The sequence below is a fragment of the Citrobacter sp. MGH105 genome (genome assembly GCF_001037485.2).
Taxonomy (GTDB): Bacteria; Pseudomonadota; Gammaproteobacteria; order Enterobacterales; family Enterobacteriaceae; genus Citrobacter; species Citrobacter portucalensis.
The window spans coordinates 711029-728520 of the sequence record NZ_CP073048.1; the positions used below are offsets into that span (position 1 = coordinate 711029).

Annotated in this window: 20 protein-coding genes and 1 tRNA gene; 14 read left to right on the top strand and 7 right to left on the bottom strand. The window is 51.2% G+C overall.

The features are described from left to right. Positions 1-26 precede the first annotated feature (26 nt). The 3 genes from SK35_RS03420 to SK35_RS03430 are packed head-to-tail and all read right to left on the bottom strand — an operon-like array spanning position 27 to position 3420. On the bottom strand, positions 27-1193 hold the full coding sequence (locus SK35_RS03420) for a restriction endonuclease subunit S (RefSeq protein ID WP_045889239.1): 1167 nt from the start codon (positions 1191-1193) through the stop codon (positions 27-29). After that, positions 1193-2800, bottom strand: a complete 1608-nt coding sequence (locus tag SK35_RS03425) for a type I restriction-modification system subunit M (protein ID WP_045889238.1) — start codon at positions 2798-2800, stop codon at positions 1193-1195. The genes SK35_RS03420 and SK35_RS03425 overlap by 1 nt, the downstream gene beginning before the upstream one ends. A 47-nt stretch (positions 2801-2847) precedes the next feature. After that, entirely contained in the window at positions 2848-3420 is a 573-nt protein-coding gene (locus SK35_RS03430) for a restriction endonuclease subunit S (protein WP_048215511.1), read from the bottom strand. 471 nt (positions 3421-3891) lie between these two features. Between SK35_RS03430 and SK35_RS03435 the strand changes: the two genes are divergently transcribed. The 12 genes from SK35_RS03435 (at position 3892) to SK35_RS03490 (ending at position 10916) form a co-directional block, all read left to right on the top strand. Then, complete coding sequence (locus SK35_RS03435) at positions 3892-4755, top strand: GTPase family protein (RefSeq protein WP_048215512.1); 864 nt, start codon at positions 3892-3894, stop codon at positions 4753-4755. A 91-nt stretch (positions 4756-4846) separates the two neighbouring features. Next, complete coding sequence (locus SK35_RS03440; protein ID WP_048215513.1) at positions 4847-5680, top strand: DUF932 domain-containing protein; 834 nt, start codon at positions 4847-4849, stop codon at positions 5678-5680. A gap of 201 nt (positions 5681-5881) precedes the next feature. Further along, complete coding sequence (locus SK35_RS03445) at positions 5882-6586, top strand: WYL domain-containing protein (RefSeq protein ID WP_046495813.1); 705 nt, start codon at positions 5882-5884, stop codon at positions 6584-6586. Beyond that, complete coding sequence (locus SK35_RS03450; RefSeq protein ID WP_046495819.1) at positions 6583-7197, top strand: hypothetical protein; 615 nt, start codon at positions 6583-6585, stop codon at positions 7195-7197. The genes SK35_RS03445 and SK35_RS03450 overlap by 4 nt, the downstream gene beginning before the upstream one ends. A gap of 88 nt (positions 7198-7285) precedes the next feature. Continuing rightward, the gene (locus tag SK35_RS03455) at positions 7286-7696 is read left to right on the top strand and encodes a hypothetical protein (protein WP_046495825.1); all 411 of its coding nucleotides are present in this window, start codon (positions 7286-7288) and stop codon (positions 7694-7696) included. Between the two features lie 77 nt (positions 7697-7773). Beyond that, the gene (locus SK35_RS03460; protein ID WP_046495830.1) at positions 7774-8010 is read left to right on the top strand and encodes a DUF905 domain-containing protein; all 237 of its coding nucleotides are present in this window, start codon (positions 7774-7776) and stop codon (positions 8008-8010) included. A 78-nt stretch (positions 8011-8088) separates the two neighbouring features. Further along, complete coding sequence (locus SK35_RS03465) at positions 8089-8547, top strand: antirestriction protein (RefSeq protein ID WP_046495834.1); 459 nt, start codon at positions 8089-8091, stop codon at positions 8545-8547. Positions 8548-8562: 15 nt separating this feature from the next. After that, positions 8563-9039, top strand: coding sequence for a JAB domain-containing protein (locus tag SK35_RS03470; protein ID WP_046495838.1), 477 nt, complete (start codon positions 8563-8565; stop codon positions 9037-9039). 8 nt (positions 9040-9047) lie between these two features. Then, complete coding sequence (locus SK35_RS03475; RefSeq protein WP_000691995.1) at positions 9048-9269, top strand: DUF987 domain-containing protein; 222 nt, start codon at positions 9048-9050, stop codon at positions 9267-9269. 18 nt (positions 9270-9287) lie between these two features. Next, positions 9288-9605 carry a type IV toxin-antitoxin system YeeU family antitoxin gene (locus SK35_RS03480; protein ID WP_046495841.1) on the top strand — a complete coding sequence of 106 codons (318 nt, stop codon included), beginning with the start codon at positions 9288-9290 and terminating at the stop codon, positions 9603-9605. Between the two features lie 20 nt (positions 9606-9625). Beyond that, on the top strand, positions 9626-9967 hold the full coding sequence (locus tag SK35_RS03485) for a TA system toxin CbtA family protein (RefSeq protein ID WP_048215514.1): 342 nt from the start codon (positions 9626-9628) through the stop codon (positions 9965-9967). Positions 9968-10082: 115 nt separating this feature from the next. Beyond that, the gene (locus SK35_RS03490) at positions 10083-10916 is read left to right on the top strand and encodes a DUF4942 domain-containing protein (protein WP_048215515.1); all 834 of its coding nucleotides are present in this window, start codon (positions 10083-10085) and stop codon (positions 10914-10916) included. Between the two features lie 102 nt (positions 10917-11018). On the opposite strand, the gene SK35_RS03495 is transcribed toward SK35_RS03490, so the two are convergent. Further along, positions 11019-11094, bottom strand: a tRNA-Ile gene (locus SK35_RS03495). Between the two features lie 125 nt (positions 11095-11219). On the opposite strand from SK35_RS03495, the gene mug reads away from it, so the two are divergent. Next, positions 11220-11726 (top strand): G/U mismatch-specific DNA glycosylase, encoded by a 507-nt coding sequence (gene mug, locus SK35_RS03500; protein ID WP_048215516.1) that lies wholly within the window; start codon positions 11220-11222, stop codon positions 11724-11726. Between the two features lie 45 nt (positions 11727-11771). Here mug and rpoD read toward each other — a convergent pair whose 3' ends face one another. The 3 genes from rpoD to rpsU form a co-directional block, all read right to left on the bottom strand. Beyond that, positions 11772-13619, bottom strand: a complete 1848-nt coding sequence (gene rpoD, locus SK35_RS03505; RefSeq protein ID WP_003024699.1) for an RNA polymerase sigma factor RpoD — start codon at positions 13617-13619, stop codon at positions 11772-11774. A gap of 359 nt (positions 13620-13978) precedes the next feature. Next, the gene (gene dnaG, locus SK35_RS03510; protein WP_003828467.1) at positions 13979-15724 is read right to left on the bottom strand and encodes a DNA primase; all 1746 of its coding nucleotides are present in this window, start codon (positions 15722-15724) and stop codon (positions 13979-13981) included. Between the two features lie 237 nt (positions 15725-15961). Next, on the bottom strand, positions 15962-16177 hold the full coding sequence (gene rpsU / locus SK35_RS03515; RefSeq protein WP_001144069.1) for a 30S ribosomal protein S21: 216 nt from the start codon (positions 16175-16177) through the stop codon (positions 15962-15964). Between the two features lie 236 nt (positions 16178-16413). On the opposite strand from rpsU, the gene tsaD reads away from it, so the two are divergent. After that, positions 16414-17427, top strand: a complete 1014-nt coding sequence (gene tsaD / locus SK35_RS03520; RefSeq protein WP_003024694.1) for a tRNA (adenosine(37)-N6)-threonylcarbamoyltransferase complex transferase subunit TsaD — start codon at positions 16414-16416, stop codon at positions 17425-17427. Positions 17428-17492 lie beyond the last annotated feature (65 nt).

Here is a 17492-nt window from a genome sequence, read left to right on the forward strand (position 1 = left end):
CCGAAGTTGGTCGGGCCGGATTATTTTTATACAAACATTTGCTGGAGCAGGCCATGCTTCCAGGTTATTAGCTTGTCCAGTTCTGCTTTTTTGACGGTAATTTTATCGTCGAGAGAGGAGAGGAAGTTGGCGATTTTGGTTTGTTCTTTAATGATTGGCAATTTGATCTGCATATCAGCCAAAGTCCCCATAACGATATAAGGGGTATTTCCTTCTTTCTTTTCCCCATAAATTCTTTCATTCAAATACATATCAAGAAAATATTTCACATACTCAATATTATGAATGAAACCGTCCAGTACATACGTTCTCTGGTAAGCATTAAACTTTCCTGAGTAATAATGTATGTACCCAACATTCGCACCGTTACCTGATATTAATAGGGCTTCAGTGTCAAATGCATACTCATCAATTTGATAAAATTCTCTCGCGCATGTATAAAATCTATATTTTCCACCAACAACCATTGCATTAGCATCTAGTTTTCCAGTTCTTATTCTACAGATATCACCTAGGTTTTTATGATGCCATACTGGGAAATCTTCGCCGCATTCATCCTTAAACCGCAATTCCTGACTGAAAATCTTCTGCATCATCCCTTTTTTGTACCGACACAGCAGGTCGTGCTGCTTGCTCAGTAGCACGATTTTTTCGTCAACAGAGGACAAAAAATCGGCGATTTTGGTTTGTTCTATTTTATTGGTTGCATAAAATCCAAAATTTTTAATTGTGCTTAAATTAAGCCCAGACTTAGCTCCAGAATCATTCTGCTGATTTAATATATTATTATATTTTTTCGTCGACAAAAGATTTGCGATGAACTTGGACGAAACTATAGATAAATTAGGTCTAACTAAAGCAGTATGTTGATTAATATACGCAGTTCCCAAATCATCTGGAACCCATCCCAGTTTACCCAGTTCCGCGGTAATAGAAATCAAAATATCATGATGCTGTAAGGCTGTGCGTTTACCTTCATTCGAATTTTCAGGCAAACGAACAAATTTTAAATCTGACAAGTTTAATGTAATTCCATCTCTTACGAGATTTGTCATGCGAATAAATTTATCTCCGCCGTCAGCATAGTACTGTGCCCAATCACGAGAACCGCTGGTAATAAATGAAGATATTTTACCGAGCGAGGTTTCACTCCATGGCTCATTGAACCCCGCAAATCTAAGCTTCGGCACCATCACTTCCCCCCCTCCGTCAGAGTAAACGGCGCATCAATCCCCAGCTCCTTACAGAACCCAGCAATGGTCTTATCAATCTCCGCCACTTTCCCTTCCAGATCGCGAATCTCCTGCGCCACGGCGTTGAGGTCAATCTCTTCTTCCGCTTCAAAAGTATCAACATAGCGCGGAATATTGAGGTTGTAATCGTTGCTACGGATTTCTTCCAGCGTCGCGATATGGCTGTACTTCTCAGCCGCTTTCCAGTCGTTATAGGTATCGGCGATTTTGTCGATATGCTCCGGCAGCAGGCGGTTCTGTGTTTTCACCTTCTCAAAGTCATTGCTGGCGTCGATAAACAGAATAGTGTCGTTGTGCTTGCGGCACTTGCGCAATACCAGCACGCAGGTCGGAATACTGGTGCCGTAGAAGATATTGGCTGGCAGGCCGATCACCGCATCAATGCAGTTCAGCTTCTCAATCATAAACTGACGAATATGGCCTTCCGCTGCACCACGGAACAGTACGCCGTGGGGTAACACCACCGCCATAGTGCCGTCATCTTCCAGGTGATGGAACATATGCTGTACAAACGCCATATCTGCTTTGCTGGACGGTGCCAGTTTGCCGTACTGGGCAAAGCGGTCATCATTCATAAACAGCGGGCTGGCGCTCCACTTAGCGGAAAAAGGTGGGTTAGCAACGATGGCGTCAAATTTCAGATGCGTATGCTGCGGATGCTCCAGCGTATCTTCCTGAATGATCTCAAAATCCGCATAGTGAACCCCGTGTAGGATCATGTTCATACGCGCCAGGTTGTAGGTGGTACGGTTCATCTCCTGACCGTAGATTTTACCCACCGACGAGGCTTCACGCTTCACGCGCAATAACAAAGAGCCAGAGCCACAGGTCGGGTCATAGACGTTTTTCAGCTTCAACTTGTGGGTGGTGACGATTTTAGCCAACAGGGTGGAAACCGGCTGCGGGGTATAAAATTCACCGGCTTTCTTACCTGCGCCTGAGGCGAACTGGCCGATCAGGTACTCGTAGGCATCACCCAGAATGTCGGAACTCGCTTCACTCAGGTTAAAGCTCAGTTTATCGAGTTCCGTGACGACTTTGCCGATCAACTCATTTTTCGCTTTCGCAGTGTTGCCAAGCTTGCTGGAACCTAAATCGAGATCTTCAAAAAGGTTGCTGAAGTCATCCGCAGAATCAGTGCCCAGCGTGCTCTGTTCAATACTGCGCAGGGTAGTAGCGAGGTCTTCCAGAATAAAGCCGGTGCCTGTGCCTTTCGGGTCTTTAGCCACACGTTCCGCCATCGTGTGGAACAAATCCGTTGGTGGCAGGAAATAGCCTAAGGTCTTGATACTGTCTTCTTTTACCGCATCAACGATGTCCTGATATGCCGGATGCTCCGCAGTCAGCTCGTTATACTGAATGCCATCTTCCGCCAGAATTTTGTTCGCGTAAGCAACGAATTTTTCAGAAAGATATTTGTAGAAAATAAAGCCTAAGCAGTAGTCGCGGAATTCATCGGCATTCATCTTACCGCGCAGGGTATCGGCGATATTCCACAGGCGGCCTTGCAGTTCACTTAAATTTTGCGCTTCAATCTGGGGAGACATAGTTGTTCCTGTTGTTTTTCTTCGTCACAAAGAGGTGACGTAATAAGTCAAATCATACCACTGAGCAGGCTCAGGATCTGTTGTTCACTCAGGGCGGCAATTCGCTGCTGATAAAAGCGTTTTTCTCGCGCCGCCAGATAGAGCCCTCCCATCGCTTTTTGCTGTGCGAGTGGCGGGAGGGTAACGGTAAAATTTTTCAGTTCATTAACCGCGATACGCTGTACGACGGTAGAACCCTGGGTGGTCTGAATCCGCTGACGTCGTCCCTCCGGGCTTTCATTGAAATGCCAGAGGAACCACGCGGCATCAATCCGACTGGTATCAACATCCACTTTGACGTAGTTATTACCTAAAATACGTCCGGCATTTTCGGTGCTCACGCGAACCGCCTTGCCATGAATCAAGCTGATGACAACATCTCCTTTCTGCGCCAGCACAACATCCTGATGCGTTTTCACCCACTGTTCTTTCTCGGCTGACACAATAGCTGACTGCCAGTCATCTACCAGAAACTGTTCGGTCGCATAGAAACGAAATGCGGACCCATCTGCGCTTTCCTGGATACGGCTGATGTGCGAGCCTGCCGTAAACGTAGCTATTTCCTTGTAGGTGAGCAGCATTCAAACTCCGAATAAAGATAAATTACATATGCTTTGTGCGGTGTAGCATACTCATGCCGAATAGATTAAATCAAGTAATTTAAATTTATTACACGCGATCGTGATCAAATTTTTTCTGGTAAGAATAGCGTTATATAGTGCTCAGATATCAGGTTGAACACTAAAAAAATCATTCATAACTTCAAGTTTTAAAGCATGAGAACTGACCTGCTCCCCGTTGATTAGTACACCCCGATGTTAGTAATGTCTTCATAAGCCACATGAGGACATCCCCATGAAGAAGCGTTTTTCCGACGAACAGATCATCAGTATTCTCCGCGAAGCCGAAGCTGGGGTATAGCCCTGGTTTTGTTAATAAGACACCTGCACTCTAAAATTTTTCAGACATATATCATTTCCATGAACGCAACATCATTACGGCGAATTCCTCAAGGATTCGCCTTTTTTGTTTTATTTGTCTCAGGAGATGTCATGAGAAATCGGGAAGGCTTGCATTCGCTGCAGAACTCACTTTCTGGGTTACCGCAATGGGTGTCTGAACGCATTTTGCACCAGGTAAGCCAGTTAACCAGTTATGAACCAATGATCGGCATTATGGGCAAAACCGGGGCTGGTAAATCCAGTCTGTGCAATGCTCTGTTTGCCGGTGAGGTATCGCCGGTCAGCGATGTAGCAGCCTGTACCCGTGAGCCACTGCGTTTTCGTTTTCAGGTTGGAGGGCGGTTTATGACACTAGTGGATTTGCCTGGTGTCGGGGAAAGTGGCGCACGTGATACCGAATATGCTGCTCTTTACCGTGAACAGCTTCCTCGCCTCGACTTGGTACTGTGGTTGATCAAGGCTGATGACCGGGCGCTGTCAGTGGATGAGCACTTTTATCACAAGGTGATTGGCGAGGCATACCGGCATAAGGTGCTGTTTGTTATCAGCCAGTCGGACAAGGCTGAACCCACCAGCAGAGGAGAACGATTATCCACAGAACAGAAACAAAACATCAGCCGTAAAATCTGCCTATTGCATGAGTTGTTCCAGCCCGTGCATCCGGTGTGTGCCATTTCAGTTCGGGCTAAGTGGGGACTGCGGGTGATGGCCGAGCGGATGATTAAGTGCCTGCCGCGTGAGGCCAGCAGCCCGGTGGTGTCGCAACTGAAGCCCTCCTTTCGCACACCGACAGTCCAGAAAAAAGCGCGTGACGATTTTGGTGAAACGATCGGCACGGCGCTGGATGCGGTAAGTGCCCTGCCGTTGATACCGGCTCCGGTGAGGGCAGTCATACGCGCGGTGCGCGATACCGTGGTGTCGGTTGCCCGGGCCGTCTGGAATTTCTTCTTCTGAACGTTTAACGATTGTCTGTTCTTTCCCGAGCCCTGTCGCCTGTGCGACAGGGCTTTCTTTTATTTGTTTTTCCGTTATGAGGAGTCTGCTTATGACCCGTCTGGCTTCGCGCTTTGGCGCTGCAAACCTTATTCGTCGCGACCGCCCGTTAACCCGCGAAGAGCTGTTTCGCGTGGTGCCCAGCGTGTTCAGCGAGGACAAACACGCATCCCGCAGTGAACGCTACACGTATATACCCACCATCTCTCTGGTCGATAGCCTGCAGCGGGAGGGCTTCCAGCCGTTCTTTGCCTGCCAGACCCGCGTGCGTGACCCGGGTCGTCGTGAACATACGAAGCATATGCTGCGCCTGCGTCGGGAGGGGCAGATCACCGGTAAACAGGTGCCGGAAATCATTCTTCTTAACTCCCATGATGGCACCAGCTCGTACCAGATGTTGCCAGGATTATTTAGAGCCGTGTGTCAGAACGGCCTCGTCTGCGGCGAGTCGTTTGGTGAGGTCAGGGTGCCGCACAAGGGGGACGTGGTGAGTCAGGTGATTGAAGGCGCGTATGAAGTGCTGGGCATTTTTGACCGGGTGGAGGAGAAGCGGGATGCGATGCAGTCGTTGCGGTTGCCGCCACCTGCGCAGCAGGCACTGGCAAAAGCCGCGCTTACGTATCGCTTTGGTGAGGACCACCAGCCTGTTACTGAATCGCAGATACTTTCCCCGCGCCGCTGGCAGGATGAGAGTAACGACCTGTGGACTACCTACCAGCGTATTCAGGAAAATCTGATTAAAGGCGGGCTCAGCGGACGTAGTGCAAAAGGCGGGCGAACGCATACCCGTGCCGTGCGCGGCATTGACGGCGACGTTAAGCTCAACCGGGCGCTATGGGTGATGGCGGAAGCTATGCTCTCCAGATTTGAGGCAAACGGATGTTAGCTCCGGCAGCATACGGACACCTCCTGTCCGTTCGTTGATCGATTTCCAGGCATTTTTTCCTCAAAAAGACGATGAAGCCGCATTCTGATTGCATTCATCCTGCAGAAAAAATACCGCTTCCGCTGTCCGTATCCTGTCCGACCCTCTCGTTACACTAATCACTTAATTTTCAGTCCATTAACAGGGTGGAGAACGCCTCTCATGTCTCAGTCTGAGCGCCGCCATGAGCGCCTCGCGGTCCGGCTGTCGCTGATTATCAGCCGTCTTGTGGCGGGAGAAACGCTGATCATACAGACACTGGCCGCCGAATTTGGCGTGTCAGTGCGCACATTGCGTCGGGATTTTCGCGAGCGTCTGGCCTATCTCGATCTGGAATTCCGTAACGGGCAATGTCGTCTGCTGTCCGGCAGCCGTCAGAGGGAGCTGACGGTGCAGACCTTTGTCCGTCAGTCCGGTGTGGAGGCGCTTTTTCCGGATATAGACAACCAACTGGTCAACTCTCTGTTGAGCGCCAGCGAGTCTCCTTGCCTTATCTGGCACAGCACCAACGTCAGGACGCAAGCACGGCCTGAAGTGTTTACGCGACTTATTCGCGCCATCACAGAACACCGTCGGGTAACGCTACTGGCAGAGGGTCATCGTTGCACTGGTCTGGCTCCCTATCGACTGGTGTGCAGCGACGGCTGCTGGTACCTGACCGGTGAACATGAGGGACATATAACGGTTTTCACGCTGGGTGATATTCACACGGTCACATTCAACCCTGCGCTTTTTGTCCCGGATACACAGGTACGTAACCTGTTGTCACACCCAGATTTTCTTCGGGTTTTACCTCACTTTCAAACTTTCCATTCACTTTTCGTTGTCGGTGACGACGGTTTTTCACCCTTTAAGGAGCAAAAATGAAATTACTCACTGCCACCACGCTGGCGCTCAGCCTGTGCGTCGGAACAGTTTTACCAGTAGCCGCTGAAAATATCGTGGGTACGGTTAAGGCCTGGCAGTACATGCAGGCAGATGGCTGGAAATCAGCTGATGGTCTGGACAACCATACCCTTAGCAACGCGCTGTATGGTGCCAGAGTGATCGATAATTATCCCTGGACCCGGCAATTCCTGCTACGTCAGGGATACAATGGAGGCTATTTTCTGGCCGATAAAAATACTAAAACGGTACGCAAACTGGCGCTCAAAACAGCCAGTGGTTCTTCCTCCGATTTGACATCTGTCTACCAGGGTGAGGGAAAGGCATGTGGTTTCGTTCTGATTGATACACAGGCTGCATTGCTTGACGAGGCGCAGCAGCGAGCGAGTGGAACTGATGACCCGGCAGAGACAGTGCGACTAGCCCGGACAAAATTTAAACCAAACACCCTGATGGTCGTGCCTGATAACTGCGTCAATCCCAAACAACAGGCCGCGCTGGAGGCTAAGCGTTCTCAAAAAGATAGGGAGCTGCAGCAATGGGTGGCAAAGCAGAGTATGGCTGAACTCTGCCGCCGAACCGGTAACTGTTGAGGATCTGGTTACAGATGTTTTAACCGCGCCAGATGGCTTGCAGGTATATCTGGCGCAATCCGGTTCGCATTTATTCAGGAAGAAGACCATGCTAAAAATAGTGACCTCTGTTATCCCGGCTTTAATTCTCTCGCTCGCGGCTTTCAGCGCCGGTGCCGCGCAACTTCCGGAAAGTCTGATGGATAAAGACAATCCCGGCCAGGAATACTGGTGCCAGGGTAATGACATCAACACTACAGTCTGCTCAATGGCCGATGTCAGTGATGACCGTAAGTTTGCCCTGATTCAGGACATGCCCGGTCCAGCCTGTGAAGATTTAAGTTTCGGGCTTATTGACCTGGTATTTAACACCGGACTTAACATCCCTTTTGACGGCGGCGACTGCAAAGGGGATGTGAAGGCCGGGTTTGTGCGTGGCACAAAAGATAATGCCCTGTATGTAAAGATTGTCCGGGGCAGCAAAACTTTGCGCTTGTATAAGGTGCAAACGGGTTTCTGACTGAATCCGCACAACAACACTCTCTCAAAGCCCCTGACGCGTCTGCGTCAGGGGCTTTGTCTTTAAAGGTTATCAGAATGTCTGAACTTCAATTACTGCCAACGGGACCTTTCACCCGACAGCAGGCCGAAGCTGTTACCAGCCGGTATCAAAACATCTCTATTGAAGATGACCAGCGCAGTCACTTCCGCCTGGTGGTTCGTGACGCTGAAGGTCGAATGGTCTGGCGGGCGTGGTGTTTTGAACCTGATGCCGGTGAAGGACTTAACCGCTATATCCGGCAGTATGGCATCCTCAGAGCATCCTCCTGCTGACCACACCCATTCATCATTCCTGCATACCCCCATACGCCAGCCATCGTCGCTGGCGTTTTTTATTGACGGAGAATATCCATGACGACAGAAACTCAATGCGAATTGATATCCGCTAATGAACCTCAATTAGACCTTACTGCAACACCAGTACCTGACGAACAACGCATCCGCTTCTGGCCACTGCACTTTGGCGCTATCCCGCAGTGGATAACGCTGGAACCCCGTATTTTCGCCTGGATGGATCGCTTCTGTTCGACCTACAGCGGTGGTATCTGGTCCTTTTACACCCTCAGCAATGGCGGGGCGTTTATGGCTCCCGAGTCTGACAATGATGAGATATGGCGTCTGTTTAATTGCCTGAACGGCAACGATGCCCAAATGAGTGCAGAAGCCGCAGGTATTGCTGTCTGCCTGATTGCGTACAGCCATCACGCCTGTCGCACCCAATGCGATGCCATGACTGAACACTATTACCGCCTGCGGGACTACGCCCTGCAGCATCCAGAGGCCCACGCCATTCTGCGTATTATCGACTGACCGAAGGAGCAACAGATGAAACAGCTTTCCTTTTTACCCGGCGAGATGACGCCACAGGACCGGCGTCTCATTCAGCGGGCGCTCAGGGCTCTGGACCGCCACCTGCATGAGCCCGGCGTGGCCTTCACCTCTACCCACGCCGTACGTGAATGGCTGCGACTGCATATGGCCGCGCTTGAGCGGGAAGAGTTCCGTGTGTTGTATCTGGACAACCAGAATCAGTTGATTGCCCATGAGACGCTCTTCACAGGCACGATTAACCGTACCGAGGTGCATCCCCGGGAAGTGGTAAAACGTGCCCTATACTTCAACGCGGCGGCGGTGATACTCGCGCACAACCATCCCTCTGGTGAGACAACACCCAGCCAGGCTGACAAAACCCTCACGCAGCGACTGGTGCAGGTGCTTCAGCTGGTGGATATCCGCGTCCCTGACCACTTGATTGTCGGCGGCAGGCAAATCTATTCGTTCGCAGAACACGGTCTGCTGTGAGGTATGACATGAAAATTATCAGTAAACGCCGTGCAATGACGATATACCGCCAGCATCCTGAGTCCCGAATCTTTCGCTACTGCACCGGAAAATATCAGTGGCACGGTAGCGTCTGCCATTACACCGGCAGGGACGTTCCGGATATCACAGGAGTCCTGGCTGTGTACGCCGAACGCCGCCAGGACCGCAACGGGCCTTATGCCTGCCTGATGAGCATCACCCTAAACTGACAATAGTGGAGAACTGTAATGAGCAACATCACTTGGGGCTTGCAGCGCGATATCACGCCGCGCCTGGGAACACGTCTGGTGCAGGAGGGCAACCGGCTGCACTACCTAGCTGACCGGGCCAGTATCACCGGTAAGTTCAGTGACGCCGAATGCCAGAAGCTGGATGAAACATTCCCGCACTTTATCAGCCAGATGGAATCGATGCTGACCTCCGGTGAACTGAATCCCCTACACGTTCATTGCGTCACCCTGTACCACACCGGTTTTACCTGCGAAGCCGACACCCTCGGCAGTTGCGGCTACGTATACATCGCCATTTACCCCACTAAGCGCTAATTACTTTCACGAGAGCAAGCATGAAACCTCAATCTGCAGCAACTTCGCGGGCGGTAAAACCCTGCCTGTCACCCGTGGCTATCTGGCAAATTCTACTGACACGCCTGCTGGAACAACACTACGGCCTGACCCTGAACGACACGCCGTTCAGGGATGAATCCGTTATACAGGAACATATCGATGCAGGTATCACGCTGGCCAATGCCGTTAACTTTCTGGTGGAAAAATACGAGCTTGTTCGTATCGATCGCAGAAGGTTTAGTTGGCAGGAACAATCACCTTATCTTCGGGCAGCAGATATTCTGCGAGCACGGCAGGCAACTGGCTTGTTGCGGCAAAGCCGTAACAACGTAGTACGGTGAATATTGCGTACAACCTTCCTGATTTAAATTTCTGAGCTTTCTCCCTTGTTTACATATTGCATAATGCGCCTGCCATTACCCGGCGGGCGCGTTTGCTTTTTAAGGACAAAATGTCATGCAAACTAAAGCTGAAGTATTAACCGATCATAGCGAGCTGATTTGCTCGACCAGTATTGAACGCATAGTGACTGGCCGCGATGCCGCACTGAAACAGATAGAACAACTCATTCAGCAGCTTGATGCCATTTCACGGCTAACCTCAGAAATTGGCGGTGGCACAGCGCAAGACTGGGCGATGAAGGCCGGGCACCGTTACGATAGCTGGATGACCGAAAAGGTAGACAAAGCGCTGCCTTCCGTTACCCGCAATATTGACCGTAGTATCTGGCGAGACTTGATGTTGAAGTCTGGCATGATGGCCTTGATGGATGCTCAGGCCCGTGACCAGTGGCATAAGAACCTGGAGGAGGGGGATCTGCCCGCCATCAGCGAGGCAAATATCCTCAGTACTTTTGAGCAGCTACATCTGAACAAAATGGATGTGTTTGAGCGTGGCATTATCAATGTCTTCAAAGGGCTGTCGTGGGATTACAAAACCAATAGTCCCTGCAGCTTTGGTAAAAAGATCATCGTCAACAATCTGGTGACGCATAGCCGCTGGGGATTTAGTTTGAACTGGGGATGGCGGCGGGATCAATTAGCGGACCTGGAACGAATGTTATTTCTGCTGGATGGTAAACCGATACCCGATAACCGTGGCGATGTTACTACTCGATTGATGGAACATATTCGGGATAACCCTTCGAAGGATATTTACGAAGATGATTTTTTCAGTATACGTTACTTCCAGAAAGGAACCGCGCACATCACTTTTAAACGTATCGACCTGACAGAAAAGATGAATGATATCGTGGCGAAGCACTATCCGGTGATGCTGGCAGCGAGATGAAGAGGGCAGGGAGGCAATTCCTTACCTGACCCATTACCTGACCCGATTCGTATAAAACGAAAAAGGAGTCAGATGATTGCTCATCTAACTCCTTGTTTTATTTGGTGGCCCCTGCTGGACTTGAACCAGCGACCAAGCGATTATGAGTCGCCTGCTCTAACCACTGAGCTAAGGGGCCGTGGCGGTGGATTATAAAGTAACTCCGCGTTGCAATCCAGACATAAGCGTACGGATGCTGTTTTTATAAACAATGTATTTTCAGTCCGTTATACTGGTTCCTCTGATGTATTGTTCGGAGTAATTATGGTTAAGGACATACTGGCACCGGAGCTGCGGGTGGTGTTTTGCGGCATCAATCCGGGGCTTTCTTCCGCAGGTACAGGATTCCCCTTTGCGCACCCCGCTAATCGCTTCTGGAAGGTTATCCATCAGGCGGGATTCACCGATCGCCAGCTTAAACCTGAAGAGGCACAGCATCTGCTGGACTTTCGCTGCGGCGTGACTAAGTTTGTCGACAGACCAACGGTACAAGCCAATGAAGTGAAGCTACAAGAGATGCGTAGCGGCGGTCGTCTGCTTATTGAAAAAATAGAAGAGTATCAGCCAGCCGCGCTCGCTATCCTTGGGAAACAGGCATTTGAGCAGGGTCTTAGCCAGCGTAAAGCGCAGTGGGGAAAACAAATGCTAACCATTGGCGCGACGCAAATATGGGTATTGCCGAATCCCAGCGGGTTAAGCCGGATCACGCTGGATAAACTGGTAGAGGCGTATCGGGAAGTGAATGATGCCTTGCTCAGGCGGGGACTATAAAGAAAAACGCCACCTTGCGGTGGCGTTTATGCTTATGCGGCGAGATTAATCGTCCAGGAAGCTACGCAGTACTTCAGAGCGGCTCGGGTGGCGCAGTTTACGCAGCGCCTTCGCTTCGATCTGACGGATACGTTCGCGGGTAACGTCGAACTGTTTACCCACTTCTTCCAGCGTGTGGTCGGTGTTCATATCGATACCGAAACGCATACGCAGAACTTTCGCTTCACGGGCGGTCAGGCCAGCCAGAACGTCGTGCGTTGCGGCACGCAGGCTCTCGGTGGTCGCAGAGTCCAGCGGCAGCTCGAGGGTGGTATCCTCGATGAAATCACCCAGATGCGAATCTTCATCGTCGCCGATCGGCGTTTCCATGGAGATAGGTTCTTTAGCAATTTTCAGCACTTTACGGATCTTGTCTTCCGGCATCAGCATGCGTTCAGCCAGTTCTTCTGGCGTCGGCTCGCGGCCCATCTCTTGCAGCATCTGACGGGAGATACGGTTGAGCTTGTTGATAGTCTCAATCATATGTACCGGGATACGGATGGTACGTGCCTGATCCGCGATCGAACGGGTGATCGCCTGACGGATCCACCAGGTTGCATAGGTGGAGAACTTGTAACCACGACGGTATTCAAACTTATCAACCGCTTTCATCAGACCGATGTTACCTTCCTGAATCAGATCCAGGAACTGCAGGCCACGGTTGGTGTATTTTTTAGCGATAGAGATAACCAGACGTAAGTTCGCTTCAACCATCTCTTTTTTCGCACGGCGTGCTTTCGCTTCACCGATGGACATGCGACGGTTGATATCTTTAACCTGCTCGATGGTCAGGCCGGTTTCTTCTTCAATCTGCTGCAGTTTCTGCAGGCCGCGGTGAACGTCATCTGCCACGTCGTGCAGTTTTTCAGACCACGGTTTGTTCATCGCGATTGCCGCGTTGAACCAGGTTTCACTGGTTTCATTGCCAGTAAACAGGGTGATGAAGTTTTTCTTCGGCATTTTGCACTGCTCAACGCAGAGCTTCATGATCAGACGTTCCTGAGTACGCACGCGGTCCATCATGACGCGCATGCTGTTTACCAGGTAGTCGAACTGCTTCGGCACCAGGCGGAACTGTTTGAACACTTCGGACAGCTTCTGAATTTCTTCCTGCGCGGCAGCATGGCTGCGGCCTTTCGCTTTGATGGTGTCGCGAGTGATTTCGTACTGAGTACGCAGTTCACCGAATTTTTCACGCGCTAACTCAGGGTCGATGCTGTTGTCATCATCGCTGCTGTCGTCGTCGCCATCTTCTTCATCTTCATCTTCATCGTCATCCATCTCTTCCTGAGAGAGTTCAGAACCGACGTGGGTCGCCGTTGGCGCCATGTCTTCTTCCGCATTTGGATCGACAAAGCCTGTGATCAGATCGGAAAGACGTGCTTCTTCAGCTTCTACGCGATCGTACTGCTCAAGCAGGTAGGTGATAGCTTCCGGGTATTCGGCAACGGAGCATTGAACCTGGTTAATCCCGTCTTCGATGCGTTTAGCGATGTCGATTTCGCCTTCGCGGGTTAACAGTTCAACGGTACCCATTTCACGCATGTACATGCGGACCGGGTCAGTCGTACGACCGATTTCGGACTCAACGCTGGACAGAACCTGGGCAGCCGCTTCTTCCGCGTCTTCATCGGTGCTGTTGGAGGTTTCAGCAAGCAGCAGATCATCGGCATCAGGTGCTTCTTCCATCACCTGAATACCCATGTCATTGATCATTTGGATGATGTCTTCGATTTGATCTGAATCGACGATATCTTCCGGCAGATGGTCATTGACCTCGGCATAGGTCAGATAGCCTTGCTCCTTACCACGTTGGACAAGAAGCTTCAGCTGTGACTGCGGGTTTTGCTCCATAAGACGGTATCCACACTTAATTCGTTTGATTGGTGTTGGGCGGTAAAACCGCCAACGGCAAAACGAGGGCATACTTATATTTTGCCGCTGCCTCTCCGTGCGGCTGTCGGGGGCTTCCCGAACGATATTCGGCAGTTAAGCCGTTAAATACTTCATCTTTCACGTTGTCTCTGCGTTAGCTGCGTTCGTTACTCGGCTCATCCTGAGCCTCGCCCCTTACGGGGCCGCCGCAAGCAGCGTTCAAATCCGCTCCCGGCGGATTTGTCATCCTGGTCATGTACTTATGTACACTCCCAGGCGTTCGTTCACTTGCTGCCTTGATACAACGCGAATGATTTTGTCTTTGTTTTGTCTTTCTCTTATTTCTTGGCCAGTTCCTGGTTCAGTGTCCAGAGTTCCCGGCGTTCTTCGCTGCTTAAACCGTGTGTGCGCTCACGAGCTATCAACTCTTCCTGGCGCAGTTCAAGCATCGAATCAAACATATGGTTGAGTGAGTCGGTGAAGGTTTTTTCCGCGATATCTTTATCTGCTATATCGTCCCACATCGACAGTTTTTCAAGGGTCGCAGCATCATTTGTGCCACGATAGTGTTCTAAAAGTTGCCCGGTGGTCAGACCTGGCTGAGCCAGACAAGTGTTGACCAGTTCTCTGAATAAGCCAAGTCCAGGCAGCTTATTACTATCCAGTGCGCCTAACGGTGGAACCAGCGGGGCGAGGCCCGGGTTCTGTACCAGCAGCCCTATAAGTATACGCATGGTCGTACGTTTTAGCTGTGGAACAGGGCGGGAAGCCCCATTTTCTGCCAGTTTAGGCATTAAACGTTCAAGCTGGCTGTCATCCAGAATGCCGAGCTTGTTTCCCAACTCCTGTCGCAGGTAAATGCGCAACGTTTCGCCTGGTACCTGAGTAATCAGCGGTAATGCCAGCGTACTGAGCTGTGCGCGTCCGTCCGGGGTACTCAAATCCACCTGCGGCAGCAGGCTGTTAAATAAAAACGCGGAGAGCGGCAGCGCCTGCTCCATCCGGGCTTCAAAGGCCTCTTTCCCTTCTTTACGCACCAGCGTATCGGGGTCTTCGCCGTCAGGTAAAAACATGAAGCGTAGCTGGCGTCCGTCTGTCATATAGGGCAGTGCGGTTTCCAGCGCGCGCCATGCTGCGTCACGTCCTGCTCGGTCGCCGTCGTAACAGCAAATTACGTTGTTCGTCGCGCGGAACAACAGTTGGATGTGATCGGCAGTAGTTGACGTCCCTAGGGATGCAACGGCGTAGTTAATGCCGTATTGCGCAAGCGCCACCACATCCATATAGCCTTCTACCACTAACAGGCGCTGTGGATCGGCGTTATCCTGCTGGGCTTCATAAAGGCCATACAGCTGGCGACCTTTATGGAAAATATCGGTTTCCGGGGAGTTCAGATATTTCGGCAGGGCATCGCCCAGCACGCGTCCACCAAAACCAATGACCCGACCACGTTTGTCGCGAATGGGGAACATCACCCGTTCGCGGAAGCGATCGTAACTGCGTCCCTGATCGTTGGTGACCAACATCCCCGCATCGACCAGCGATTTGCGATTCTCAGCATTGCCGCCAAACCGTTTCAGGACGTTGTCCCAGCCGGGGGGCGCAAAACCAATAGCAAAACGGGTGATCACGTCGCTACTTAATCCTCGCTTTTCCAGGTACTGGCGCGCAGGGGTAGCGGCGGGCTGCATCAAAGACTGTTGATAAAAAGTGTTCAGGCCGTCCATCAATTGATAAAGGCTTTGCCGTTGATGGCGCTCTATCTGACTGGGGCCACTGCCTGCTTCATAGGGCACTTCAAGGTTGTGCATTGCGGCCAGTTCTTCGACGGTTTCCACAAACTCGAGCTTGTCGTAGTTCATGAGAAAGTCGACGGCGTTGCCATGCGCGCCACACCCAAAGCAGTGATAAAACTGTTTTTCACCGTTTACGGTGAAAGAGGGGGTTTTTTCGTTATGGAACGGACAGCACGCGTGATAATTTTTGCCCTGCTTTTTCAGCTTTACCCGCGCGTCGATGAGATCGACGATGTCGGTTCTTGCCAGCAGGTCATTGATAAAAACGCGAGGAATTCGTCCAGCCATAAGCCCCTGTTTTTTGATGACTCATATACACAAAATCATTCAGGATGCATCAAGGCGGCAAGGAAGCGAATCCTCAGGAGCGTACAGCAGTACGTGACTGGGGTGAGCGACTGCAGCCAACACTGAGGCAGCTTGAATGATGACGTGTATAAACGAAAATAAGCCGCGCATTCCTTCCGGAAGCACGGCCTTACAACTACAACTCAGTCTGAATTGAGAGCTTTGGCTCTCAATGGATTAGTACAGACGAGTACGGCGTGCGTTTTCGCGAGCCAGTTTCTTCGCGTGACGTTTCACAGCAGAAGCTTTAGCGCGCTTACGTTCGGTAGTCGGTTTTTCATAGAACTCACGACGACGAACTTCCGCCAGAACACCTGCTTTTTCGCATGAACGCTTGAAGCGACGCAGTGCTACGTCGAACGGCTCGTTTTCACGTACTTTAATTACCGGCATGTAACTCTCACCTTTAATAAATTCGGTTTGCCGCTGGCATCAACGCCAGCTTATTTCAAAATGGTGCGGAATTTTACTGCAATTGCTGCTGCTTTGTAAAGCACCGACGCGATTTTGAAAGGGACTTTTATAAGGACAAGGAGTATACACGAGCCGAACTCCTGGGGCGAACAAAGTTTTACATCAACCCGCATTGGTCCTACACTGCGCGGTAATAGAGCGAGGTAAAACAAGTCATGCGTGTACTGGGTATTGAAACATCCTGCGATGAAACCGGCATCGCCATTTACGACGATGAAAAAGGTCTTTTAGCCAACCAATTGTATAGTCAGGTGAAATTACATGCTGACTACGGCGGCGTAGTGCCTGAACTGGCCTCGCGCGATCACGTACGTAAAACCGTACCGTTGATCCAGGCCGCGCTGAAAGAAGCGGGACTGACGGCAAAAGAGATCGATGCGGTGGCGTATACCGCAGGTCCTGGTCTGGTTGGTGCGCTGCTGGTTGGCGCAACCGTAGGACGTTCGCTGGCGTTCGCCTGGGGCGTACCGGCAATTCCTGTGCACCACATGGAAGGGCATCTGCTGGCGCCAATGCTGGAAGATAATCCCCCTGCGTTCCCGTTCGTCGCGCTGCTGGTTTCCGGCGGTCACACGCAGCTGATCAGCGTCACCGGTATCGGTCAGTATGAATTGCTGGGCGAATCGATTGATGATGCTGCCGGTGAAGCGTTCGACAAAACCGCCAAGCTGCTGGGGCTGGATTATCCTGGTGGCCCAATGCTGTCAAAGCTGGCATCACAAGGCGTTGAAAAACGTTTTGTCTTCCCGCGTCCGATGACTGACCGTCCGGGGCTGGATTTCAGCTTCTCCGGCCTGAAAACCTTCGCTGCGAATACCATTCGTAATAACGAAAATGACGATCAGACCCGCGCTGATATCGCCCGTGCGTTTGAAGACGCGGTAGTTGATACGCTGATGATCAAGTGCAAACGCGCGCTGGACCAAACCGGTTTTAAACGTCTGGTGATGGCGGGGGGCGTGAGTGCGAACCGTACGCTGCGCGCAAAGCTGGCTGAGATGATGCAAAAACGTCGTGGCGAAGTGTTTTACGCGCGTCCGGAATTTTGTACCGATAACGGGGCGATGATCGCCTACGCGGGCATGGTGCGCTTTAAAGCGGGTGCAACGGCGGATCTTGGCGTGACCGTGCGTCCACGCTGGCCGCTGGCGGAATTACCGGCAGCATAAGTTTTTTTGCCCGGTGGCGCTGCGTTTACCGGGCTTACAAAACCGTAGGCCGGGTCAGGCGAATC